Raw genomic sequence first — 26434 nt, forward strand, 5'->3', positions numbered from 1 at the left:
TGTTTTGTTAAATGTCTTCTTGTTTTGTTGGATAAACGCAAAGACGCAAGTTTTTTTAATGCTTATTGTTTTAAGGCGCAAAGATTTTATCTCCGATAAAATTGTAAGCTGGTTTTATTTATCTCTCTCAATATTTGTTTTTGCAGAGATTCCTACGGAATGACAAACCGTGTGTATCATCTTTATACCAGTTGTAATTGGCAGTCATCGTTCATACGAAAGTAAAGACACTCTCTTTGTCACTCCGCAGGAGTCTCAATAGCATAAGATTTCAATGGAATAGTTGGCATAATGTATAATTAAAAAAACAAAAGCTCCACTGAAATTCAGCAGAGCTTTTATTGAATATAATTTAGTAGTGCTTATTATTTGCTTCTTAAAATTTCATTCTCTGAATTCTCACCGCATTTAAAATAGCTAACAATGCTACTCCTACATCCGCAAAAACGGCCTCCCACATCGTTGCCAGCCCTCCGGCTCCCAGAATTAAAACCACGGCTTTTACGGCGAAGGCAAGAACAATATTCTGCCAAACGATCTTTTTCGTTTGTTTTCCGATATTGATTGCCATTGGAATTTTACTTGGTTTATCATCCTGAATTACCACATCAGCTGTTTCAATGGTGGCATCACTTCCTAACCCTCCCATCGCAATTCCTACATCACTTAAAGCCACTACAGGAGCGTCATTTACTCCGTCTCCTACGAAAGCTACGGTTTGTTTTCTGGCTTTAATTTCTTTAACCTTGTTTACTTTATCTTCAGGTAGCAGGTCTCCGAATGCATTGTCTATGCCCAACTGATCTGCTACATATTTCACTACGGTACTTTTATCACCGCTCAGCATTGTAGCTTTTACATTCATTTTATGCAGATTGTCTACGGTTTCTTTGGCATCTTCTTTTATGCTGTCTGCAATCGTTATGTATCCTGCAAATTTTTTGTCATAAGCTACTGCAATTACTGTGTACACAATATTAGCATGGTTGAGATCATAACTGATGTTGAATTTATCCATCAGCTTAAAGTTCCCTACCAGAAGCTCTTTCCCGTTAATCGTTGCTTTTAGTCCGTGGCCAGCAATTTCTTCTACATTTTCTAAAGGAATGGAATGATTAATTTCTCCTACATAATTGTGAATAGCTGTTGCAACAGGATGTGTACTTTTACTTTCGAGAACATTGACCATCTGAAGGATTTCCTCTTTGTTAAATTCAGAAGTCATACTTACTTCCTGAACTTTGAATACCCCTTCTGTCATTGTTCCTGTTTTATCCATCACTACATTCTGAATCTCTGCAATGCTGTCTAAGAAATTACTTCCTTTGAATAAAATCCCGTTTCGGCTTGCTGCTCCGATTCCTCCGAAATATCCTAACGGAATAGAAATCACCAAGGCACAAGGACAAGAAATCACAAGGAATATCAATGCTCTGTACAACCAGTCTCTGAACTGATAATCACTCACAAAGAAATAGGGCAGTAAACAGATTCCTATGGCAAGAAATACTACGATAGGCGTATATACTTTAGCAAATTTTCTGATGAATAGTTCTGTAGGCGCTTTCTGTGCTGTGGCATTCTGAACCAGTTCCAGAATTTTACTCAGTTTACTGTCTTCATAGGCCGTATTTACTTTTACTAAAGCAATACTGTTCATATTGATCATCCCTGCAAGAACAACTTCACCTTTATTTTTAGTATCGGGTTTACTTTCTCCTGTTAAAGCCGCCGTATTGAATGAAGCTGAATCAGAAAGCAGCTCCCCATCCAGCGCCAGTTTTTCACCGGGTTTAAGCTGAATGATGTCACCAATTTTAGCTTCTTTGGCTTTCATTGTCTTGGGTTGATTATTTTCCATAACCGTTACCTCATCAGGACGCTGATCCAATAAAGCTTTTATATTTCCTTTGGCTCTGGTAACCGCCATAGACTGGAAAACTTCTCCTACAGCATAAAAGAGCATCACCGCTACGCCTTCAGGATATTCTCCGATAGCAAAAGCCCCGATAGTCGCGATGCTCATCAAAAAGAATTCTGAAAAAACATCTCCTTTAATGATACTTTTATAAGCATCTTTCAATACCGGGAATCCTACAGGAATATAGGCTGCCAGGAACCATACCAAACGTACCCAGCCAGTAAACCATGTAGGTTTTATATAGTTGTCAAAAGCAATTCCCAATAATAAGACTACAAAGGAAATAATAGCCGGAAGAAACATCTGAAAGACCGTCTGATCTCCGGAATCGTGAGAATGATCATGACCGTCATGGTCATGACCGTCTCCTTCTGCATGATTATGTTTGTGTCCTTTTGTATCTGGTTTTTCCGGGGTTGTACTACAGCATTTTTCCATAACTGAATATTTTTATACAAATGTAAAGGTGAGACTGATGCAATGCTATTGCAAACTTTCAAGACAATTTTCGCAAATTCCTTTGGCAAACAATCTTATTTCATCCATCCTGAAGTTGGTCTGTATGTTTTCAGGGAAGGAAATATCTTCTTTGCAGGTTGTCTGCTTGCATATTTTACAGTAAAAATGAAGGTGCCAGTCTTTATGTGTTTTTTCGTCACAGTCGTCTTCACATAACTTGTATTTTGTTGTTGTATTTTCCTGAATGCTGTGAACAATTCCTTTTTCTTCAAAGGTCTTCAATGTTCTGTAGATGGTAATTCTATCAGCATTTTCAAAATGATTTTCTATTTCAGAAAGAGATAAGGCTGCTTCCTGAGAGCTTAAGAAATCATACACCAAAATCCTCATACTTGTGGGTTTGGTATTTTTATCAATGAGTTTATGTTCTATATCTTTTTTCATTATACGCTTTTAAAGTTTTACAGATGTACTTCATTTTCTTCATAGCCTTCCTCTTCTATCTGAAAAGTTGTATGACTGATTTTAAAATTATTAACAGTAGTGTCTGTCAATGCTTTTAATAATTGATTTTGAGAATATCCAGCTTCTTTTACTACATGGGCACTCACAGCATTTACGCTTGATGTCAAGGACCATACATGCAGATCATGAATATTTTTCACACCAGGAATTTGTTCTAATGATTTACGTAGTTCATGAATATCCACATCTTTAGGAGTTCCTTCGAGCAAAACATTAATGGCTTCTTTTAACAGCCTCCATGTTCTTGGGAAGATCAGCAATCCAATTGCAGCTGAGATCAGCGGATCGGCATAGTACCAGCCTGTTGTCAGCATAATTACTCCGGTAATCATCACTCCTACCGAAGTAAGCATATCTGAAAGGACTTCAAAATAAGCACCTTTCATATTTAAGCTGCCTTCTGAGTCTTTTCTCAGAATCATCATTCCGATAATATTGACGATCAATCCAATTCCTGCTACAATCAGCATGGATTTACTTTGTACTTCCGGCGGATTTTGAAACCGCTGATAGGCTTCAAACAAAACATAAATTGAAATTCCCAGTAAAACCACTGCATTCACTACTGCTGCCAGTATTTCGGTACGGTAATATCCGTATGTTCTGGAAGGATCTGCTTTTCTTTCTCCTATTTTGATGGCTATAAATGCCAGCAACAATCCTACCACATCTGTCAGCATATGAGCTGCATCTGCCAATAACGCAAGACTGTTGGTAACAATTCCTCCTATCACCTCAGCAATGAGATAGGTTCCGCTAAGGCAGAGTACGATAAGGAGGTTCTTTTTATGTCTGCTTCCTGCAGAAACTGTTTGTGTTGGTGTACTTTCCATATGGTGTATGGTTTAATTACATTTCATAATAGGATGTATTTTCTTTTTTAGGGGGAACATTCTGTTCCCCAATCATTTGTCTGAGATTGATTTCTATGGTCTGTGCCAGAGAAGTCATTGGAGTATCTACAGGCCCATTTTCAAAGGGATCCTGCATGATGATTGATGTTTTTTCAATAGCAATGAATGTTACCGGAACCAGAAAAGTAATCGCAATTTCAACTGCCAGCTGTGAATCATCAAGTCCAAACGGAAGTATCGCTGCAAAAACATAGATCAGAATATGAACTAAAACACTGTAAGAACGGGGGAATACCGTATTCTTCAGCCTCTCACATTTTCCCATACTGTCACAGAGCCTTGTAATGATATTATTAAGCTGCATCTGCTGAAAATCGGACAGTCCTTTGGAAGCCGCAATTTCTTTCAGCTGTCTGGAGTGTTCATCTAGAATAGCATTAGGAATATTGGCTCCTTTGATCTGGTGTTTATCTAGATATTGCTGAACTTTTCCAGAAAAAGGAAGTCTTCTCAGGGATTCCCCAAGGGCATAGTTCCAAATGATCTGTCTTTCGGCGAAATCTTTTACTGTTTTATCATTTCCGGCAGGTATAAACTGAATGATCAGTCTCACAAAAGTTCTGGAATCGTTTACAACTGCTCCCCAAACAGTTCTAGCTTCCCACCATCTTTCGTAGGACTGGGAGGTTCGGAATGCCAGCAGCAATGATACTGCTGTTCCCAGCAATGCCGGAATATTCAGGGGCAGTGAGATCTTGCGAAACCACGGCAGCTCGTCCAAAAGACCAATGGCTATGGCAAAGATTCCGATCAACAGAATTTGGTTTTTTATTTCACGGATGAAATACCAGACTGATATTTTTTTGTTGAGTAACATAATTCAATTTTTTGATTGATTTCACCTGTTATTTTCCAGATAAGATGTTCTTGTTTTAATTATTTTAAGAACAATATAAATGAGCATGGTGACAATACAACCAATAATAGAAATCATATTATAGTGGCGGTAGTCTTTAACCCATTCTCCAATTAAATCAAAAACCATAAAAATTAAAAAAATCGCAAAAAGTCCATTTTTCTCTTTCTTAATTACCTTTTTTATACTGAATGATAAACTATTGCTAGTAAACATCTCTAATTTAGGAATAAAAACCGGCACTTTCTCTGCCCATGTTCTATAATTATTTCCAAATTTTCTTTCAAGGAACTGTTCTTCAGCCAATATGATCCTTTCATAATAGATCCAATAGAAAAGAATAAAGGATATAATAAACCATATATTTTCTGTCATTAGCGCAGGCCCCAGCCACATAAAAAAATTTCCAAGATACAGAGGTTTTCTTACGATACTATATATTCCAGTAGTATTGAGGGTATCTGCAAACTTACCATCAGCTGCATTTCTCACTGAAGTCTTTTGAGGAGTATGTCCTACTGTATATATTATGATTCCTAAACCTAAAAGACTCAAGAGTAGATAGAAAAATTCATAATAGATCATACGGTCCAATGCTTTTTCCTGTAAATTGGTTTTAATAAAAACAATTAATCCTATGAATAAAATACCTATTGGCAGGATACTTCGGTATTTAAATAACCAATTCCCCTGTTTTTCAAGTTCTTGTTTTAAAGCCATATTTCTTTAACTTTAATATTCATTAATGTTCGTGTTCTCCTGAATTTACCAGTTTAGCATTTACAAAAAAGGCTCCTTTCACCACGATCTTTGCATTGTCAGGAATATTTCCTACAGGGGTTATCGCGGTATATCCCATATCGGATGTTCCTTTTACCACTTCTATCTTTTCAAAGTTTAAGGTTTTCGGATGAGGTTTTCCTTTTTCGTCATGTTCTTCTTCTATTTTTTTATCAGTCTGAACAAATACAAAGTATTTACCGTCTGCTTCTACAATGGCTTCATTAGGAACAGCGGGAGTTGTACTTTTATCAAGGCTTACAATTCCGGTGATATTCATTCCATCAATCAGTCCGGATTTATTTCCAATTACTTCACAATGCATAGAAATGGTTTTACTTTCGTTCTCAAAAGAAGATCCTATGCTGTAAATTCTGGCATCATATTCTGTTTCCGGATTATTGGTCAGTTTAAAATGAACAATCTGCCCTACTCTCATCTTAGGAAGATCTTTTTCAAACACCTGAAGATCGAGATGAATAGAACCGTTATCAATTACTGTTGCAACAGGAGAAGAAATATCCACATAGCTTCCAATTTGCGCTGTAATACTGCTAATTGTTCCACTGATAGGTGCTGTGATAACTAATCCTGATCGCATATTTCCATTATTTACTTTCCCCGGGCTTATTCCCATCATCTGAAGCTGTTGCAACAGGGAAGCTCTTTTTGTTCTTAATGTTTTAAGTTCAGCATCAGCACTTTGAAGGTTTTTCTTGGCTCCCGCATCATTATCAAAAAGTTCTCTTTGTCTTCTGTATTCCTGCTCTGCATAGGTTATCCTGCTATTGGTTGTCAGATAATCTTCCTGAAGCTGGATGTATTCGGGATTGACAATGGTTGCAATAACCTGCCCTTTTTTGACGATACTTCCTACCTGAATATTGATAGTTTTGATGATTCCTCCATACAGTGAAGTAATGGTTGCTTTATTACTGTTGGGAACACTCAGCAGACCATTGGCTTTTATGGTAGAGGTTAGTTCTTTCATCTCTACTGTCCCTAACGCAATTCCTACAGACTTCATCTGATCTCCTGTGAGTGAAGCAATGGTTTGTGGAGCTTCTTCGTGTGCTGCCTCTTTCTGTTCTGTCTTTTCAGGAGCCTTTTCTTCTGCAGCTTCTTTTTTTCCACAACTTGTCAGTAAAAGTGAAATCAGGATAAGGGGTATGATATTATATTTGAGTTTCATATCTAAAAATGTATTTTGTCTGATGTTGTATTTCAGCACTTTCATATTATTTATTAATGATTGAATTAATGGTCACTACAGATTGGTTCACCTGCTGGATAGATTCCAGATACTTCAACTGAATATTGGTAGCCGTCTGCAAGGCAAAAAGATATTCCACATAGGAAATCTCTCCTGTTTTATATCCTAACTGGGCGGCTTTTACAATTTTCTCAGCATTAGGCAGTGCCTGACTTGTGTAATAATCATATTGCTGAACATCCTGCTGGTATTGGCTGAAAGCATTGTCTAACTGTGCGGAAAGTTGTTTCTGCTGCATTTTCGCATTAGTTTCAGCCACCTGTCTGTCATATTCCAGAGCCTGGATTCTTGCTTTTGTTGCTCCAAAGGTCAAAGGAATTGCTACTCCTACGGTTGCCGACTGAAAACGTTTTCCCGAGTTATAAAAATTTTCCTGTCCGTTGATGGTATGAAGACCTATCAAGGACTGATTGGTGTATCCTAGGCTAAAATCTGGCAGCCCAAGGGACTTTTCAACTTTCTTATTTTTTTCTGCAATTTCCATTTCCTGGTAAAAAGCTCTCACAGACGGATTATTTGCCACCACTGCACTATCAAGTACATTTTCTGCTTTTAAAGGGGTATAATCTTTATTAAACGGAACTTCGAGATCTTCCGATGTGTTCATCAAAGTCTTTAAATTCTTATAGGCATTATTCAGAAAGACTTCATTTTGTCTGAGCAGCAGATCAATTTCTCCTTTCTGGGTTTCTGCTGTACTGATTTCAATTTTTTTGATATCCCCCGCTTTGAATCTTACGGTTGCAATTCTGATGAATTCCTCATAATATTTGTCCAGACTGGTTAGCTGGGCTTTATTATACTGGAGATATTCAATTTGATAATAATAGGTACGAACTTGTTTTATCAGTTCATTGGCTGTTATTTCTTTATCGATCTGCTTGCTTTTAATATTCTCATTGATCAAATCTTTTCTTGCCTTAAAAAGTGTTGGAAAAGGAATGCTCTGTGAAATTGCAAATGACTGGTCAAACTTTGGACTGTTGTATTGTCCGAGTTGGGCTTCAAAGCTTAATTTAGGAAGCTCTTTTGCTGTTCCTCTTAATGCTTCTGCAGACTTAACACTTAAGTCTTTTGCCTGTAAGGTTAAATTATTACTGACTGCCTGCTCTACCGCCTGTTCTACAGAAACAGGTCTGGACTGTGCTTTAAAAGTCTGTCCCAGCATCATAAATCCTACAACAAGAACCGCCGTAAACATTCCTGTATTATTATTTTTTCTTTTCAAAATTTTTGTGTTAAAAATGATATACAGCATCGGCAAAACGAATAGCGTAAGGAAAGTAGCTGTTACCAGACCACCAATCACCACTGTTGCCAAAGGTTTTTGAACTTCGGCACCCGCTCCCGTAGAAATAGCCATCGGTAAAAATCCTAATGAAGCTACTGTAGCCGTCATTAATACCGGTCTCAGTCTTGTTTTTGTTCCTTCAAATACTCTTTTCAGAATATCTGTTTCACCCTCTTTTTCTAATTGATTGAATGTTCCGATCAAAACAATTCCGTTCAGCACTGCCACTCCAAAAAGTGCAATAAATCCAATTCCGGCACTGATACTGAATGGCATATCTCTTATTAAAAGGGCAAATACCCCACCGATAGCACTCATAGGAATTGCTGTAAAAATTAATGCAGCCTGTTTGAATGAACGGAAAGTAAAATACAACAGCATAAAAATCAGAAGTAATGATACCGGAACAGCAATCATCAGACGTTTACTTGCTTCCTGCAGGTTTTCAAACTGACCTCCGTAAGTAAAGTAGTATCCTGAGGGAAGTTTCACTTTATTCAGCTTTGCCTGAATATCTTTCACTACGCTTTCCACATCACGGTCTTTTACATTGAATCCAATTACAATTCTACGTTTTCCCTGCTCACGGCTGATTTGTGCAGGTCCAAGTTTATAACTTATATTAGCCACCTGTGATAATGGAATCTGCGCTCCCGTACTGGAGGTAATCATCAGGTTATTTACATCTGAAATATCCGTTCTGTGAAGACTATCCAGACGAACTACCAGATCAAAACGTCTTTCGTTTTCAAAAACCTGTCCGGCAGCTTTTCCTGCAAACGCTGTACTTACGGCATTATTGACATCTTCAATATTCAATCCATAATTGGCAATTCTTGTTCTGTCATATTGAACATTAATCTGAGGAAGACCGCTTACTCTCTCAATCTGTGGGGCCGTAGCTCCATCTACCGTCTGAATGATTTTCCCCACCTTATCTGCATACACGGCAAGAGAATCAAGGTTTTCTCCGAATATTTTCACAGCAACATCTTGTCTTATCCCTGTCATCAATTCATTGAAACGCATCTGGATCGGTTGATTTTTCTCAAAGAATACTCCGGGAATTGTTTCCAGTTTTTCACTAATCTCATCTGCCAGTTCGTTGTAGGATTTCTTGGTTTTCCATTCACTTTGCGGTTTTAACACAACAATCATATCGGTAGCCTCAGGCGGCATTGGATCTGTAGGAACCTCCGCAGAACCTGTTTTCCCGACCACCATTTTCACCTCATCAAACTGTTTGATGATCCTTGATGCCTGCATGGATGTTTCTATACTCTGGCTGAGTGAACTTCCCTGTGGTAAAATGCAGTGAAATGCAAAATCTCCTTCCTGCAACTGTGGGATAAATTCACCACCCATATTTTTAAAAATAAAAGCAGAGATAAGAAAGACTACAGCTGTTGCTGAAACAATTACATATTTTACTTTTATAGCTTTCTGTAATAGTGGTTGATATACCTTTTGCAGACGGTTCATCATTTTATCAGAGAAAGTCTCTTTGTGGGATATTTTCTTAGATAAAAATAAGGCACTCATCATTGGAATATATGTCAGAGATAAAATCAATGCTCCCAGAATGGCAAATCCTACTGTTTTTGCCATTGGAGTAAACATTTTACCTTCTACTCCAGCCAGCGTAAGAATCGGAATGTATACGATAAGGATGATAATTTCTCCGAAGGCGGCACTGCTTCTGATCTTTGATGCAGAAAGGAATACTTCTTCATCCATTTCAGACTGCGTTAATGCACGCACTGATTTCCTTACTCCCAAATGGTGTAATGTTGCTTCTACAATAATCACGGCACCATCCACAATCAACCCGAAGTCTATAGCTCCAAGACTCATCAGATTGGCACTTACTCCGAAAACATTCATCATTCCTAATGCAAATAACAAGGAAAGCGGGATAGCTGAAGCCACAATAAGTCCGGCTCTTAAATTTCCCAGGAAAACTACAAGCACGAAAATAACAATCAAAGCCCCTTCGATGAGGTTTTTCTGTACAGTATTGATGGCTCTGTCTACAAGGTCTGTTCTATCCAGAAATGGTTCTATCACAACATCATCCGGTAGGGATTTCTGAATGGTAGGAATTTTTGCTTTGATATTGCTGACTACTTCATTGCTATTCGCTCCTTTTAGCATCATCACTACTCCACCTACAGCATCTACTTTACCATCATACGTTAATGCTCCATAGCGAACGGCACTTCCCAAACGAACATCAGCAACATCTTTTATAAAGATCGGAACGCTTCCTGTTTCATTTTTAACAGCAATATTTTTAATATCTTCAAGAGAGGTTACCAATCCTATTCCGCGGATGAAATAGGCGTTCGGTTTTTTATCAATATAAGCACCTCCCGTATTCTGATTGTTTTTCTCAAGCGCTGTAAATATTTCAGTAATACTTGTTCCCATGGCTTTTAATCGGTTGGGATCAATAGCAACTTCATATTGTTTTAATTCTCCGCCAAAACTGTTGATCTCTGCCACTCCCGGAGTTCCGTTCAGCTGTCTACGAACTATCCAATCCTGCATGGTGCGGAGTTCTTTGGCATTGTATTTTTTTTCACTTCCTTTTTTAGGGTGAAGAATATACTGGTATACTTCTCCAAGACCTGTACTTACAGGAGCAAGTTCGGGAGTTCCTACTCCTTTTGGAATTTCTTCCACGGCGTTTTTCAGCTGTTCATTAATGAGCTGTCTTGCAAAGTATACATCTACATTTTCTTTGAACACGACTGTAATCACAGAGAGTCCAAATCTCGAGATACTTCTTGTTTCCTGAATATCGGGAACATTGGCAATGCTCTGTTCAATGGGAAAGGTAACCAGCTGTTCAACTTCCTGTCCTGCCAATGTAGGACATACGGTAATGATCTGCACCTGATTGTTGGTAATATCCGGCACAGCATCTATTGGCAATCTGGTGGCACTCCATGTTCCCCAGATAATCAGCACCAAAGTCATCAAGCCAATGATCACTTTATTCTTGATACTGAATTTTATGATTTTGTCTAACACGATTTATATTTAATTTTTATTGAAAAATGAATGCACACAGCATAAAATACTGCAGCAAAAATATCCTGAAAACCTCTGCAATGGTATTGCAAAGTTTCAAGCACGGTTTATCATTAGAAAGCATAACTTTCTAAAAGTCAATAAAAATTAAATTTTAGGAGGCTGCCAGATAGGGTCGTAAATCTGGTAAGCAAAGTCGTTTTTGTGGAATAGAATCTTTTTTGAAAAGTAAGCAGGAATCTGCTCAGGAATCTCCAATAAAGGATCCATTTTAAATGCTGAAACCGTTATCTGACAGCAGCTGCAAGCACACAACGGAGAACAGATATCACCTTTTTCCGTAGAATGAACACCATGAATGCTTAATGAGATCTTATTATCTCCTGAATTCAGTGGATGGGACGTATCTTCACATGGCATCAATGATAACGCCATGAAGTAAATTGCCAGTATCCATCTTAAGAGGTTCATTGTTACAAAGGTAGAGATTTTTTCTGAAGTCGAGATCTATCTCTAATATAACTTGATCCGAAAAGCATAGTTTTTACATACAAATTCATTTTTTATAAAGAATCTAAGCTAAAAGTATTCACCATATGAGCAATTACCATAATAAAAAAACAACAAAACAAAATAACCACTAAACAAAACATAAAATTAAATACTTTTTATTAAAAAATATTAATATTTAAAAACATCACCAAAACAACATTGGATTTTTTGTAAATTTGCAAATACAAAATAACTATTTTAGAAATAATAAAACTATTATTCAATACGACGTAATTTGTCGCTACGCGATTATAGTTTTACAAAAAAATTTAATTAATAATTATGAAAACACAATTATTTTCGATTGCACTGCTAGTTTCATCATTTACATTTGCACAAAGTTGGAATCTTACAGGAAATTCAGGAACCAATTCATCAAACAATTTTATAGGGACCACAGATAATCAGCCATTGGTTTTGAAATCTAATAATATTGAAGGTGTTAGAATTAGATCTAATGGGAATGTAGGAATAGGAACTGCAAATCCTGATGCTAAATTACACGTAGCTCAAGACAATATAAACAACCAAAATCTGGTTTTAGGAAAATTTTCATCTTTCGGACCAACCGGGGGTACCGCTCTAGTTAGTTTAACATATAATAGTACTACTGCTAATCTGGAAGTAAATTCTACCTACGCAGGCAATGGCTTCAGATATGGAACTTATGGTGATTTTAATATTGAAAATGAGATAACAGCCCCAGATTTTGGAGCGATTAATTTTATTACAAACAAGAAAGTACAGATGGCTATTATGCCCAATGGAAATGCTTCGTTACAAGGTAAGTTTGAAGCCAAAGAATTAAAAGTAACCTTAACACCTACCGCTGATTTTGTATTTGATGAAAAATACGATCTTCCAAAATTAGAAGAAGTTGAAAAACATATCAAAGAGAAAAAGCATCTTCCAGAAATTGCAGCTGCAAAAGTAATGGAAAAAGAGGGCGTGAATGTAGGTGAATTCCAGATTAAACTATTACAAAAAATAGAAGAACTTACGTTGTACTCAATTGATCAGAATAAACAAATAAAACAACAGTCAGAACAGCTTAAACAGCTTCAGAACGAAAATGAGATTTTGAAAGCTCAATCTGCAAAAATTGAAAAATTAGAGCAACAGATTCAACAACTCTTATCCACACAAAAATAAACACCAATGAAAAGAAAATTACTCTCACTATCATCCCTGATGATAGGCTTTTTTGGTTTTTCCCAAACCGAAGTTTATTTCAAATATGATGAAGCTGGAAATCAGAGATACAGAGGAATTGATGCTGCTGGCAAAAAGGCCGAAGAAATCGTCTCAAAAGAGTCAAAAGTAGCAGCCGTTGCCAGACAAATTCCTGTTATTGATGAAAAAACATTCCTGAAACAAATACGTCTGTATCCCGTTCCTGTTAATGATTACCTTACCATAGACTGGACAGAAGAAGTAGATAGATTAATAGAATCTATTTCATTGTATCAACACAGTACCGTTCACTGGAAATTCCAACAGCAGAACATCCCGGACTTAAACCGCCAGGTCAAAATTAATATGACAGGTTATGACTGGGGGGTGTATGTTGTTCGCTTTACCCTAAAAGACGGCAGAATTTTCAGTAAAAACATCACCAAACGATAAGAAGCATGAAACTTTACGATAAGAAAATACAATTATTTTCATCATTCATTCTGTCATTATGTTCAGTTTTGGGCTTTTCACAGACCATACTGTATCAGGCAGAAACTACATCCCGTACAGTTCAGGATCCACAAACAGTGGTACTTGCTCCAGGGTTTCAGGCTAAAGCTTCTATTTCCAATCCTTTTGTAGCCAAGATCGGGCCTGCAACAGAGAATCCGGGAGGAGGTCCTACGGATTCAAATGCGGGGGCTAATAATCCTTCTGGAACAATTGTTGCCGACAGCATTAAATTTCATGATACCAAAGGAAATATAGAAGTCAATCAAGCCGGACAACTCCAATTTACATTACCTATAGCTCTTCCACCAGGCATTAAAAATGTAGCACCACAGGTAAACCTGATGTATACCAGCGGTTCAGGAAATGGGATTGCAGGATATGGATGGAATATTTCAGGAATTACAACCATCTCAAGAATTGGAAAAAATATTGAACAGGATGGAGAATCCAAAGGAATCCAATTAAATTATTCAGATTATTATAGTTTTAATGGACAAAGATTGATTCTAAAATCTGGAGAATATGGTAAAGATGGAGCAGAATATGTAACAGAAAAATATTCTAATATTAAGATAAAATCAATCGGGCAAAATTCTGGACAAACCGGACCTCTTTATTTTGACGTAACTTTTGAAGATGGCTCTCAAGCTTTATATGGACTGAATGCAGATGCCAGAACTTCTATTGAGTACAACATTAATATGTGGAAGGATAGCCAAGGGAACTATATTTCTTATAATTATATACAAGGAAATGGGGTCACTACAATACATAATATATCATGGGGAGGAAATGAGAATTTAAATAAACCCCATTTCAATACAATCGAATTCACATATATCAATAGATCTGTAAGAGAACAATCTTATATAAATGGAGTAAGCCTTATACAAAACAACTTATTAAAAGAAATTAAAGTAACTTCAAACGGAAGCCAGTTCAAGAGATATAAAGTAGAATATACCAATAATAACACAAACTATCTATTTGCTAATAAGATAACTGAATACAATTCGAATAACGAACCAGCAAATCCTATAATTTTTGAAAACGAGCCTGACCCAGCCGGCATTGACAGCAACCTATTCAGACAAGATGACAGATTTGATAATATTCGTGGGGATAACGTTCTTTCTGGAGACTTTAATGGAGATGGTAAACTGGATTTCCTTAATGGAAAAACTTTAATGCTGGGAAGATTAGACGGAACTGGTAATTTTGTAAATGTTAATTACACCGGAACGGCATTATCCATAGGAACATATGCTGATACTAACACACCTTTTAGCGACCAGGTACTAATAACAGGGGCTATAAATAGAAATTTAAAGAAAAGTACTATTTACTTTTACAAGTATGCTAACAATACTTTTATTAATATAGCAACTAAAGATATTGATTTAACTGCTTATCCACAGCTTTTTGAAGCTGCGGACCCAGATGAGCTTAGATGCCATTTTGACGGCAGCACCAATAGAATAGATGCAAAAGAAGTAGATTTCAATGGTGATGGTATATCTGAGTTAATTCTCATGATCAAAAATGAACATATGTGGACCTGTCAGGATTACAATTCCAGCTATACATGGCCGGAAACTACAGGCGTAGATATGAATTTTTATGTTGATTTTAAAAATAATATATTCTCTCCCATTAACGATGCTAATTTTTATGTTGATTATAAAAATACCATAAATATAGATCTTGATGGAGATGGGAAAATCGAACTTCTACATAGACTACCTGGAATATTAACATTTCTAACCTTCGACATACAAAATTCTAAATTTGAGAAAATATATCCTGATATCCAAGCTGGAAATAGCGGATATAATGGCAGTCTTCCACCAATCATAGGAGATTATAACGGTGATGGAAAAACAGATATTTTAGTTCCTGTAGCAATAGATTCTTCTGATTGGAATATGTATATTTCCTCGGGGAAAGGATTTGTTCAACAATACTATTCAAATCTTTTTTTATATAAGCCGGAAGATACTGGTGCCGGAAGAAAATTCAGAAATACTTTAAGGTCTTATTGGGCTCCGGATTTAAATAAAGATGGGAAAAGTGATTTTTTAGTATTTGAATCACAGAAATGGTTTAGAGATTGTCTAACATGCGTAAATAATCCTGATTCAAGCTATGGATTTAATTATTTTAGAAATACTGGTGTAGATTCTACAGGTAAGCCAACTTTTACATTTAATTATAATCTCAATCCTAAAGAAGCAACAGATGCAGGAAATATTGAAGACGAAGACATTAACTATTCAAAATATGGAGAACATTATACTCCTATGTTTGGATCTTTCAGGTTATCGAAATTAAACACTGAATTTATTATTTTACATAAGACAAAATTAATCACCTGGAATTTAGAGGCAAAAACGGATGTTATTTCAAGAATAAAGTCAATCAGCCAAAGTGGAATTAAAACTCAAATTGATTATTCAAATTTAGTCAATGGTAATGTATATAAATCTTATTACACTACATCACCTATTTTCTATCCATATGCAAACATAATTCAAAACTTCAACTACTATGTAGTTTCTGCAGTTACTCAGGGAGAAAGAAAACAAGAATTCAGGTACAGGGATCTTATTGGAAATCTTAATGGAAGAGGAATCATAGGCTTTAGACAAACAGCAAGATCTACTTTTTTCACTGACCTGTTTGTAAATACTAAAATATGGAATGGTTCTGAAATTAATCCGCTAAATGAAGGGCTTCCATATAAAGACTGGTCTATCAGAACTACTGACGAGAGCAAGATATTTCCCGATGACATTTCACTGAATAATTATCAATTATTATCTTTCAAACAATGCGATTATAAGATTGACAAACTTTTAAACGGGACTGTCGTTACAAATACAATAACCCCTGTCAATAAACCTAAAATTGTCACTGCAATTAATCCATATATTACAGTTTCAAAAGATTTTCTGAGAGATATTAAAACCGTTAATAAGGTAGAAGAATATGACAATTTATATTTTCCAAAAAAATCTGTAAAAACGATTAACGATGGCTATGCTATTTTAACAACACAGTTAGAATATTATCCAGCTAATACAACTCCGGGAAGCAATTATAGTATTGGTAAACCTAAAAGCAAAACAGATACAAATCAAGCTTATGGAGACACTAAATCTACCAAAGAAGAATATACTTATGAAAACAACCTTCTAAAAACTCTTAAAGTCTGGAATAGAGATAATACAGGATATCTGTTAGATTCATATAACTATGATGGGTTTGGAAATATTACAGAAACAATAGCAAGCAACAGTCTGGATTCTCAAACTCAAACCAGCAGTAATAAATATGATGAAAAAGGAAGGTTTGTTACTAAGAAAACAGATAATCTAGGTCTACAAACCAACATCATCTACAATGATTGGGGACTTGTTACAAAACAAACTGATCCTCTTGGAAATACTTTAATAAATGAATATGATGGTTGGGGAAAAGTTTTAAAGTCCAAAACTAATTTAGGAGGAACGACTACAAATGAATATAAAAAAGATCAACAATATAATTCCATAGTAATTCAGTATGACCCTGACGGAAATATTTCAAAAAAATACACCAATAAATGGGGGCAGGAATACAGAACAAGTACAAAAGCATTTGAACAAGGCTATTATATTTCTATGGATACTCAATATGATGTCTTGGGAAGAAAAAAAGCTGAAAGCGAACCTTATGGCGAAGGATTGAGCCCATGGCAATGGAATGTTATAGAATATAATGATTCTTTTTATCCTGCTAAAGTTAAAACCACAGCATTGGCAACACTCAATAACTGGGGTGGAATTTCTTCTTTTTCTGGAAAACAGATGGAAACATTTGTTTCAGGAACTATAACTACCTCCACCGAACTTAATGGATACAATAGGGTTACATACAAAACCACGGATGCTTTGGGAAATACCACATCCACAACAGATCCAGGCGGATCCATAGTTTTCTCCTACAATGCAGCAAGTGAACAGATCAAAGCTCAATATGCTGAAAATATTGTTACAACAAAATATGATACCTGGGGAAGAAAGTCAGAGTTTAATGACCCATCCAACGGTATTTACAAATACGAATATGATGGATTTGGACAACCTAAAAAGGTTACCAGCCCTAAAGGAACAAAAGAGTACATCTATGATAATCTGGGGCAATTAATCTCCCAAAAAGAGATCTCTACAGTAGATGGTGGGCAAGCTACCAATAAAACAATATCGTTTGTATATGATGACAAAGGAAGGTTAACTTCAAAATCAGGAACATCCAATGGAAAAACATATAGTTCGACTATTACTTACGATCCACAAGGCAGAATCTTATCATCCTCTGAAAGCAGTAATGAAAGATATTTTATTCAAAAAGGAATTACTTATGATGATAAACTAAGGGTTACGTCTTATGAAAAGCAACTATTCTCTGCAGGAGTATTAACTAAAGTCCAGATAGAAAATGTTTATAGTGCCTGGAATGGAGATTTATATCAGATCAAGGATAAAAACTCAGGGAAAGTTTTATGGGAACTTAAAAATTTAGATGCAAAAGGACATGTTCTCAAGGCTCAATTGGGAGCGGCTGAGATTAATCAAACATATGAACCTGATGGAACTTTAAGCCAGGTAAATCATGGATCAGCAGCTAAACCACATATTTTAAGACTTTCATACACTTTTAATCCTATTAAAAATGAGCTGGAATCTAGAAGTACAGAAGGAGATTTTTATATCCCGGAATCATTTGACTATGACAACAACAACAGGCTTATCAATTGGAGCAACCCTGTAACAGGAACTAAAACACAAAATGCAATCCTGAATACTTATGATGCAAAAGGAAGAATCTTAGAAAATAATCAGGTAGGAAAAATCAAATTTGAAAATTCAACTAAGATCTACCAGCCAACAGGAATGACCTTAAATACTGCAGGAGAACAAAATTATAATAATGATTTAATTCAAACTATCGCTTATAATGAAAATAATGATCCCGTATTCATTGATGGAATGAAGGGTGATGTTGCCTTCCAATATGGATTAACTGCAATGAGACAAAGGGTTACTTACGGAGGCAATTTTAATGCTGACGGAAATGGAAAATTCACTAAATTCTATAGTGAAGACGGAAGCTTCGAAGTAACAAAAGACAATATCACAGGTAAGGAAAAACATATTCTTTATATTGGTGGATCTCCTTACGAAAGCTCTATTATTTATGTTAAGAATTATAATGAAACATCCGCTTCCTACAAATTCTTGCATAAGGATTATTTAGGCAGTATCTTAGCCATTAGTGATGAAGCCGGAAACAAACTGGAACAAAGGCACTTTGATGCTTGGGGCAACCTAACTCATCTTCAGATTGGCAACGGGCAGATAATAACTGATGTAAATAAAATACAGGAAATTGTAAACACCGGAGGGTTATTACTCGAAAGAGGTTATACTTCTCATGAACATTTTATGGAAGTTGGAATCATTCATATGAATGGAAGACTATATGATCCGTTATTAAGGAGATTCTTAAATGCAGATGAAAATATTCAGGACGCTTACAATACACAGAGTTATAACAAATATGGATATGTAATGAATAACCCATTAATGTTTAATGATCCTAATGGTGAGTATGCACTTCCTGCCGCTATGCTTGTTGCATTTGCCGCCGCAATTGTCACTTCCATTACCGGTGATTATATTATGAACAGGCCAGTTAACATAGGGAGTTTATATCAATCGGTAACTCTTGCTGCTATGACCTCTTATTTAACATTTGGTGTCGGTGAACTTTTTAGAGCAGGAGGACAGATAGCAAATTCATTAAGCCAAACAAGTCTAATCATTGCAAAAGCCGGAGCCCACGCTATAACCCAAGGAACGCTTTCCTATATGCAGGGCGGAAACTTCTGGAGTGGAGCTTTAAGCGGAGCCTTTGCAAGCGCATCTAATGATTTGTTAGATCTGGGTGTAAAAAAAGTAGGAGAAAATAATATACTCAGAAGTGATGGTTTTGCTCTATTCAACGGAGCTGTGAGTGGTGGCGTTGGTTCTGTACTTGGAGGAGGAAACTTTTGGGTAGGCGCAGGACAGGGATTAATGGTTACTGCTTTTAATTTTCTAGCACACAAGACCTTCTTTCATGGAATTAAGTTTGTTGATGATGATGATAATGTCATCGCTAAATATGCAACAAAAAAATATAATGCAACAATCAAAGTTCCATATAAATCCATTGGAAGGGCGTTAAATTTGAACGAAATGTATAAAGCTCTACCAGACATAGACATAGTAGGAATTGGTATTGGAGGAGACTTTACTTTCGCAATGGGAGGAGGAAAATCAATTGAGTTCGTATTTTTCCTTGATGGTGTAAACGCAGGCAGCTGGAGTACTTTTACCGCAGAAAGAGGAAATGTTGGAATTTCGGGGCAATATAGTGTTTATGGTATTTTGGGAGATTATTTTGACGATGCTAACTTAAAATCTAGTGACTATACTGGATACTCATTTTCAGTTTCGGCTGATGTAAAAAATGTAAAAAATGTTGGAGCAAGCACTTTTTGGTCACCAAAAAATTATGAAGCTGATAAATCGGGTTTTAAATCAATGTTTGATTTATCTAAAAGATCTTGGTCAGGTGTTAATGTTTCTGTAGGCTTAGGAGGCGGATTTCAATGGACACGTACACATACTAATTTTTATAAATAAATGAAAAAGAATATTAAATACTTAGTTGTCGTATTATTATTTATTATTGTTATAATTTATAATAATTTAAATTCCAATTCGTTCACTGATGAAATGAAATCCGATTATTTTCCTATGGAAATGAAAGGAAAGATATATGATATTTCTCGAATAAAAGGAGGATCCTTATATTTAAATATACATACTGATTCCAAAGATGATGGAATCAGTATTAGAAATTCGGATTTTGTTTTGAATAGTATTAAAAAGCAATTTTATTTCCGAAAACTCTCAAATAGTAATCAATGCTATATTATAAAAGGTGACAGCATTATGTATTTTGATTGTTATGTTTTTTCAAAAGAAGACTCTGTTAAGATAGGAAAAATTAAAGGATGGAAACCAACTATTACCAACCAATGGTTATTAAAAAAATAAACAACACCCCTTAATAACAGATAGATAAACTTAACTTTTAAATATAAAATCTCCATTCTGTTAAAAAACATAAACCACTCTTTAATAAGGGTGGTTTATGTTTATTTATACTTAAACTATCTTTTATTTTAAAATCAAAAAAACCACCGCAATCGCAGTGGCTAAAAATCAAATCTAATTATAAGTATGTCCTCTTATAAGTTCGGGTTGTTTTCAGATTCTCTTTGTGGAATACTGAATAAATAATAATTGCTATTTGGAGTGAAAGCAGATTTATCCGGAAAGTCGAGAACAGAATGTCCTTTACCGTCTACTGTTTTCACGGTTCCTTCCGGTGTAGTTATCTGAACTTTTATCGGTTTACCATCAGCATCTACAAATGGTTTTCTTACTACTGTTCCCTGCGTTCTGATAATATCTGAAAGTGAGAACCCTTCTCCGAATAATTCTTTCCTTCTTTCAATAAGAACTGCATCTACTACCGCATTCTGTGATAATGAACCATTATAAATATTGGCATTTCTGGCAGATTTCAACTGGTTCAGTACCGCTACTGCCTGAGAAGTATTTCCAGTTCTGGCTTCAGCTTCAGCTTCAATCAGGTACATTTCGGCAGCTCTCATGTAAACAATGTCTGCAATAAGGGTTGGCTTAAATTTAAACTTAGCATACCTCAGCAATCCTTCTCTTCCTTTTTGTCCGTCCCATGAAAATAACTGAGATCTGATATCATTGGCATCAAAAAGATCTTTAAAATAAGGATCCGCCATAAAACTGTAATAATAACTTCCTGATGAAGACACATCCAGATAATGGAAGGCATAACTTGCATCAGACTGTTCCTGCGTTTGCCCGTGTCCCCAAATCCATTCTGCATTGTTGATATCATTAAAGCCATCTTTATATTTTTCCGGAGCCATCAGAGGGAATCCTTCTCTTGCAATCTTCGCAGATGCTGAAGCTTTACTCCATTCACCGGTATTCAGATAAGTTCTGGCCAAAAGTCCATTTACTACGGCACGATTGATCTTATCCTTATTGTTCCTTGTATAAGTTTTCAACAGATTATCGGCATCAGTAAGATCACTTTTAATCAAAGTATAAATCTCTTCAAGACTTGCCCTCTTCTTCCCTACTGTAGTTGTGGTGGATGGTTCAGTATAAATTGGAGCTGTCAACGCTGACTTGTCTTTAAGATAACTGAACTGATAAAAGCTGGCAAGATTCAGATAACAGAAAGCACGTAATGCTTTTGCCTGCCCTTTCACCTGATTCTTTTTCTCCTGACTACCTTCCGTTCCGTCAATTCTTGTAATAACATTGTTCATATTATTGATCGTAGAATACAACATCGTCCAGATAAATAAAGGTCTGCTTGCCGTACTGTTCACCATTTCTGTAAAAGCATACGTAGAAGCGAAGCCATATTTATTAGTCAATACCGCTACATCACTTCCCATCGCATCACTAACTCTTAAAACTGTAGAATATCCGATATTAGCATAGGTAGTCCCATCGTTATTAAATTTTGCCCAAGTACCATTCACTACCGTTTCAGCGCTTTCGGCTGTTTTGAAAACCTCAACGCTGTTGGCCTGATCAGTTGGCGCTGTATCCAAATCATTTTCACAGCTTGTCAACGACAAAAACCCGATAAGCACAAACGATATATATTTTAATTTTTTCATTGTTTCAATTTTAAAGATTAAAGGGTTGCCTGAAGACCAAAAGTGATCGTTCTCATTGCAGGATACCTGTAATAGGTTGTTCCATCCAAAGCCTGTTCAGGATCCATTCCTTTATGTTTATAGAAGGTTAAAAGGTTTTCTGCCTGAATATAAATTCTGAATTTTTTAAGTCCTATTTTCTCAAAATAATCTTCAGGAAGCGTATAACCTAAACTCACATTTTTAAGTCTTGCATACGTTCCGGAATATAGGAATCTTGAAGACGTAGAAGTCCAGTTATTCGTTGTCGTACTCAACCCTGGAACATCTGTATTAGGATTTTCAGGTGTCCATCTGTTCAGCATTTCAGCGCTCCATGCACGTCCGCCAGCACTTCCGTTATGCATGATAGAAGTATAATCGGTATCCAGTATTTTCCCACCGATTTTGAATGTCAGTAATCCTGAAAAATCAAAATTCTTATAAGTGATGCTTGTGCTGATTCCTCCTGTCAGTTTAGGCAAAGCAGAACCTTGTAAAAGTTTTGTTGCTTTTGAATACTCTGAAGTAGTTCCTTCTATTGAATTTCCGTTGGCATCTGTAGAAACCGTTTTCCACAATGGTTTTCCATTGCTTGGATCTACCCCGACCCATTCTGGGATAAAGAAATCATACACAGAGCCTCCTACCGTTAATAACTTACTTCCTACCACAAGGGAACCGCCAGGTAACTTGGTCACTTTATTGTTTAAGGTGCTTAGGTTTACATCTACATTCCACTGGAAATTATCATTCTTAATGGGTGTAGTGAATAATGAAAATTCAAATCCTGTATTTTGGATAGTTCCAATATTGGCGGGATAATCACTAATTCCCAGAGATGGTGCCACTGGCATGTTAAACAGAAGATCCTGACTTTTTCTTTTGAAATATTCAATATTTCCTTTAACTCTGTTATTCAGAACAGCGAATTCCAATCCTACATTTAAATTAAGGTTGGTCTCCCACTTTACATTATTGGTAGCTGTTTTTTCCAATGTTGTTCCCGGTTCACCACCAAGACTGATAAATCTGTACAACTCCTGATAAGCATAATAAAGTGGCTGCCCATTAGGTCTAAGTAGTTTATCATTTCCTTGTCCTCCATAGCTGGCACGCAATGTCAATTGATTGAAGACATTCAGACTTTTGACAAATTCTTCGTTTGAAATTTTCCATGAACCTCCTACTGACCAGAACCTTCCCCATCTGTTATCCTTAGCAAATCTCGAAGAACTGTCTGCTCTTCCTGATGCAGATAAGAAATAGGTATTATTGTAGTCATATTCTACTTTTCCAAGGAAACTCAATAAGCTCAATTTATTACTGTTTCCACTGAAGCTCCCCAATAAAGAAGCAGCATCAGGCTCATAATAATAAGGCAGAGAAAACTGACTTCTTGTTCCGGAAATAGTCTGATAATCGTATTTATAGAATTCATGTCCCGCTAAAGCATTTACATGATGTTTTCCAAATTTCTTATCGTATGTCAGAATATTGCTGGTTGTATATGAAAGTGTTCTGGTATTTGTTTTTGTTACCGAACCTCCAATCTCAGCACCTTGTCCCAACAATGGATTTGAATAATAATGTCCGTTGTAATTCACCAGATCAACAGAGAAACTTGTTTTAAATTTCAACTCCGGCAAGAAAGTAAACTCCATGAAACCCTTTCCTGAAAAGTTATCTTCTTTATTTTCGTTTTTATCTAATGGCAAAGTTGCAGCTGCATTCTGGTTCTGAAGCGCATTAGTAGGTCTGTATTTTCCAAAATCATAAATCGGGTTTCCATCTGCATCTAAAATATAAGTTCCGTCTGCATTTCTCTCATAATAAGGATAGAATGAAGGAATAAATCTTGCGGCATTAATGATATTACTAGCCTTGGAGTCTGAAGAAGTGGGCGCTTGTTGAATGCTGTTTGTATAACTTAAGTTTACTCCAACATTCAGCCATTTTTTCACTTCAGAATTGATCTTTAATCTGGTATTATACCTTTTAAATCCTGACTCAATCGCCATTCCTTTATCATCCAGATAACCCAGTGAAAAGAAATAATTACTTTTTTCACTTCCGCCACTGATATCAAGATCTACCTGATTTCTTGAAGCAACTCTCTGCAAAATATCTCTCCAGTCGTCATTCCAAAGAGGAGATGCACCGGATAATAATTTTCCATCAGTTCCTACAGGTTTTGGATATGCTGTTCCATACGGATTGATTCCAAGTGTAGAAACAAGATTGTCTGTTGCCATCTGCGCAGCCTGTTGAGAAGACACTTTTCCGGACTGATATCCGTTTCTCAAAGCTTCCCAATATAATTGAAAGTATTGGTCTGTACTTACCTGTTCGTAATCTTTCACAGCTCTTCCGGAGAATCCCTGACTGATATTAAAATTAACTTTTGCTTCTCCTTTTTTACCTGATTTTGTGGTAATAATGATTATCCCGTTTGCTCCTCTTGATCCATACAACGCACTCGCTGTAGCATCTTTCAAAACACTGATGGATTCAATATCACTGGGGCTTATAGAGTTAATATTTCCGTCAAAAGGAATTCCATCTACTACATATAGTGGGTCACTGGAAGCACTTATAGAACCAATCCCTCTGATTCTGATGGTGGAAACCGCTCCAGGCTGTCCTGATGAACTTGTTGTCTGAATACCTGCAACCTGCCCTTCCAATGCTTTGGTAATATTGGTTACAGGTCTGTTATTGATTTTATCACTGGAAATTGTTGCTACAGAACCGGTATAGCTGTTTCTTTTAGCTTTTCCATAGGCCACCACTACAACTTCGTCAATCTCTTTTTCATGAAGACTATCCTTTTTCGGCTTTGAATTTTGTGCATGTACACTGGTTACTCCCAGAAAGAATGCAGCAACCGGAGGAATCCAAGCTTTAGAAATGAATAAATTTTTGCTAATCATAATCAATTTCATTTATCATATTTTAAAATTTTACCCTTTGCAGAAAAGTCAGCAAAGGGTATCGATAAATACGATAAACCAAATGCTTATTTTTCCTTAAAAGGCTGAATGTAACACCTTGCCCTGTGGGTAGGTTGTCAAGACTTCACAGGGTCAGTTCCCTCCATCTTTCTTTATAAGCCGATCGAAATATGGTTGCAAAGCTAAAAACTTTTAGTCTACAAAACAAGTAGACTTATTGTTTTTTCATGATAAATTTTCAAAAATTAACATAAGATTTTAATAAAACCCATTACTATAAGGAGTTGTAAACATTATCATTTTATTAAACATGATAAATATCATTATCAATAATCCAATTGAACAAAAGCTAATCTGTGCGGAAATTTTTGATCATTAATTAAAAAAAGTTTTTAATTTTATAGTATGAAAGTTTTGATTATAAACGGGCCTAACCTCAATCTGTTGGGTACCAGAGAGCCGGAAATCTATGGAAATGTCTCTATGGAAAACTATTTGGAAACTTTAAAATCCGAGTTTCAGTCTCATGAATTAAAATATTATCAGTCAAATATTGAAGGAGAACTTATCGACAGGCTTCAGGAAGATGATTTTGATGCAGTAGTGATTAATCCGGGAGCTTACACCCATTATTCCTATGCTATTGCTGATTGTTTAAAAAATATTCAAAAACCCAAAGTAGAAGTTCATATCAGTAATATCTACAAAAGAGAAGAGTTCAGACAAAAATCCGTAACAGCAGCTAATACTGATGCCGTTTTATCCGGCTTTGGAATGGATGGGTATAGATTGGCTTTATTGAGTTTAAAATAAGTTTTAAACCACAGATTGCACAGATTTTCACAGATGTATGTGGATAATTAGAAAATAATTTATGAAGATAAAGGACAAGATTTACTGCACTTGCATTGGGGTATATTCCGGGCAATTAACAAAAAGAAAATCTTATATTATTGAAGAAATAAGTACTGAAGATATAAAGGTTCAGAATGATGAAGGAAAACTGAAATGGTATTCACAATTTTATTTTAGTGCAAACAATGAACCTGAAATAATTTCTATTAACATAGATGATCCAATAGAAAATATTGAATCTGATGCCATAGAAGTAACTATTACTTTTTCCAACAAAGCAAAATACTGGATGACTTTCACAACTCCAAAGCATTTAGATAAGATATTGGACGAAGAATCTTACTTTTCTTCAAAACATTTTATGATCATAAAACATTTAACTGAAGAATCAATCAAATCAACAGTCTTAAAACTTGATGAACAGGATGAATTGATTGAAAACTGTCAAAAATATTAATAAAAAAGCCTCATCAAT

The 26434-nt window shown here is 35.9% G+C and carries 16 protein-coding genes and 1 riboswitch; of the genes, 6 read left to right on the plus strand and 10 right to left on the minus strand.

From position 1 onward, the window contains the following. Nucleotides 1–376: 376 nt before the first annotated feature. The 8 genes from FW780_RS12800 to FW780_RS12835 all read right to left on the minus strand — a co-directional run bounded on the left by FW780_RS12800 (nucleotide 377) and on the right by FW780_RS12835 (nucleotide 11526). Nucleotides 377–2359, minus strand: coding sequence for a heavy metal translocating P-type ATPase (locus FW780_RS12800; RefSeq protein WP_149833948.1), 1983 nt, complete (start codon nucleotides 2357–2359; stop codon nucleotides 377–379). 45 nt (nucleotides 2360–2404) lie between these two features. Beyond that, on the minus strand, nucleotides 2405–2824 hold the full coding sequence (locus tag FW780_RS12805) for a Fur family transcriptional regulator (RefSeq protein WP_149833949.1): 420 nt from the start codon (nucleotides 2822–2824) through the stop codon (nucleotides 2405–2407). Between the two features lie 17 nt (nucleotides 2825–2841). Further along, nucleotides 2842–3738, minus strand: coding sequence for a cation diffusion facilitator family transporter (locus FW780_RS12810; RefSeq protein ID WP_149833950.1), 897 nt, complete (start codon nucleotides 3736–3738; stop codon nucleotides 2842–2844). Nucleotides 3739–3754: 16 nt separating this feature from the next. Beyond that, a complete protein-coding gene (locus tag FW780_RS12815) occupies nucleotides 3755–4636 on the minus strand; it encodes a bestrophin family protein (protein WP_149833951.1) in 882 nt (293 codons plus the stop codon). 21 nt (nucleotides 4637–4657) lie between these two features. Next, complete coding sequence (locus tag FW780_RS12820) at nucleotides 4658–5395, minus strand: methyltransferase family protein (RefSeq protein WP_149833952.1); 738 nt, start codon at nucleotides 5393–5395, stop codon at nucleotides 4658–4660. Nucleotides 5396–5417: 22 nt separating this feature from the next. Next, nucleotides 5418–6647, minus strand: a complete 1230-nt coding sequence (locus tag FW780_RS12825) for an efflux RND transporter periplasmic adaptor subunit (protein WP_149833953.1) — start codon at nucleotides 6645–6647, stop codon at nucleotides 5418–5420. 46 nt (nucleotides 6648–6693) lie between these two features. Next, nucleotides 6694–11055: a CusA/CzcA family heavy metal efflux RND transporter gene (locus FW780_RS12830; RefSeq protein WP_149833954.1), complete on the minus strand. Its 4362-nt coding sequence runs from the start codon at nucleotides 11053–11055 to the stop codon at nucleotides 6694–6696. Nucleotides 11056–11202: 147 nt separating this feature from the next. After that, on the minus strand, nucleotides 11203–11526 hold the full coding sequence (locus FW780_RS12835) for a DUF6660 family protein (protein WP_149833955.1): 324 nt from the start codon (nucleotides 11524–11526) through the stop codon (nucleotides 11203–11205). 363 nt (nucleotides 11527–11889) lie between these two features. Here FW780_RS12835 and FW780_RS22650 point away from each other — a divergent pair, with 363 nt between their 5' ends. The 4 genes from FW780_RS22650 to FW780_RS12860 are packed head-to-tail and all read left to right on the plus strand — an operon-like array spanning nucleotide 11890 to nucleotide 20444. Continuing rightward, complete coding sequence (locus FW780_RS22650; RefSeq protein WP_241676905.1) at nucleotides 11890–12759, plus strand: cell wall anchor protein; 870 nt, start codon at nucleotides 11890–11892, stop codon at nucleotides 12757–12759. Nucleotides 12760–12765: 6 nt separating this feature from the next. Beyond that, nucleotides 12766–13233 carry a hypothetical protein gene (locus FW780_RS12845; RefSeq protein WP_167510708.1) on the plus strand — a complete coding sequence of 156 codons (468 nt, stop codon included), beginning with the start codon at nucleotides 12766–12768 and terminating at the stop codon, nucleotides 13231–13233. A gap of 5 nt (nucleotides 13234–13238) precedes the next feature. Continuing rightward, nucleotides 13239–20027: an RHS repeat-associated core domain-containing protein gene (locus tag FW780_RS12855; RefSeq protein WP_241676906.1), complete on the plus strand. Its 6789-nt coding sequence runs from the start codon at nucleotides 13239–13241 to the stop codon at nucleotides 20025–20027. After that, nucleotides 20028–20444, plus strand: a complete 417-nt coding sequence (locus FW780_RS12860; protein WP_149833956.1) for a hypothetical protein — start codon at nucleotides 20028–20030, stop codon at nucleotides 20442–20444. 194 nt (nucleotides 20445–20638) lie between these two features. On the opposite strand, the gene FW780_RS12865 is transcribed toward FW780_RS12860, so the two are convergent. Beyond that, the gene (locus tag FW780_RS12865; RefSeq protein ID WP_149833957.1) at nucleotides 20639–22132 is read right to left on the minus strand and encodes a RagB/SusD family nutrient uptake outer membrane protein; all 1494 of its coding nucleotides are present in this window, start codon (nucleotides 22130–22132) and stop codon (nucleotides 20639–20641) included. Between the two features lie 17 nt (nucleotides 22133–22149). Further along, a complete protein-coding gene (locus tag FW780_RS12870; RefSeq protein ID WP_149833958.1) occupies nucleotides 22150–25083 on the minus strand; it encodes a SusC/RagA family TonB-linked outer membrane protein in 2934 nt (977 codons plus the stop codon). Nucleotides 25084–25166: 83 nt separating this feature from the next. Next, nucleotides 25167–25265, minus strand: a riboswitch (SAM riboswitch). A gap of 244 nt (nucleotides 25266–25509) precedes the next feature. On the opposite strand from FW780_RS12870, the gene aroQ reads away from it, so the two are divergent. Together aroQ and FW780_RS12880 are read left to right on the plus strand one after the other, a co-directional pair. Beyond that, nucleotides 25510–25917 (plus strand): type II 3-dehydroquinate dehydratase, encoded by a 408-nt coding sequence (gene aroQ, locus FW780_RS12875; protein WP_149833959.1) that lies wholly within the window; start codon nucleotides 25510–25512, stop codon nucleotides 25915–25917. 61 nt (nucleotides 25918–25978) lie between these two features. Beyond that, entirely contained in the window at nucleotides 25979–26416 is a 438-nt protein-coding gene (locus FW780_RS12880) for a hypothetical protein (protein ID WP_149833960.1), read from the plus strand. Nucleotides 26417–26434 lie beyond the last annotated feature (18 nt).

This window comes from Chryseobacterium sediminis (assembly GCF_008386505.1).
Lineage (GTDB): Bacteria > Bacteroidota > Bacteroidia > Flavobacteriales > Weeksellaceae > Chryseobacterium > Chryseobacterium sediminis.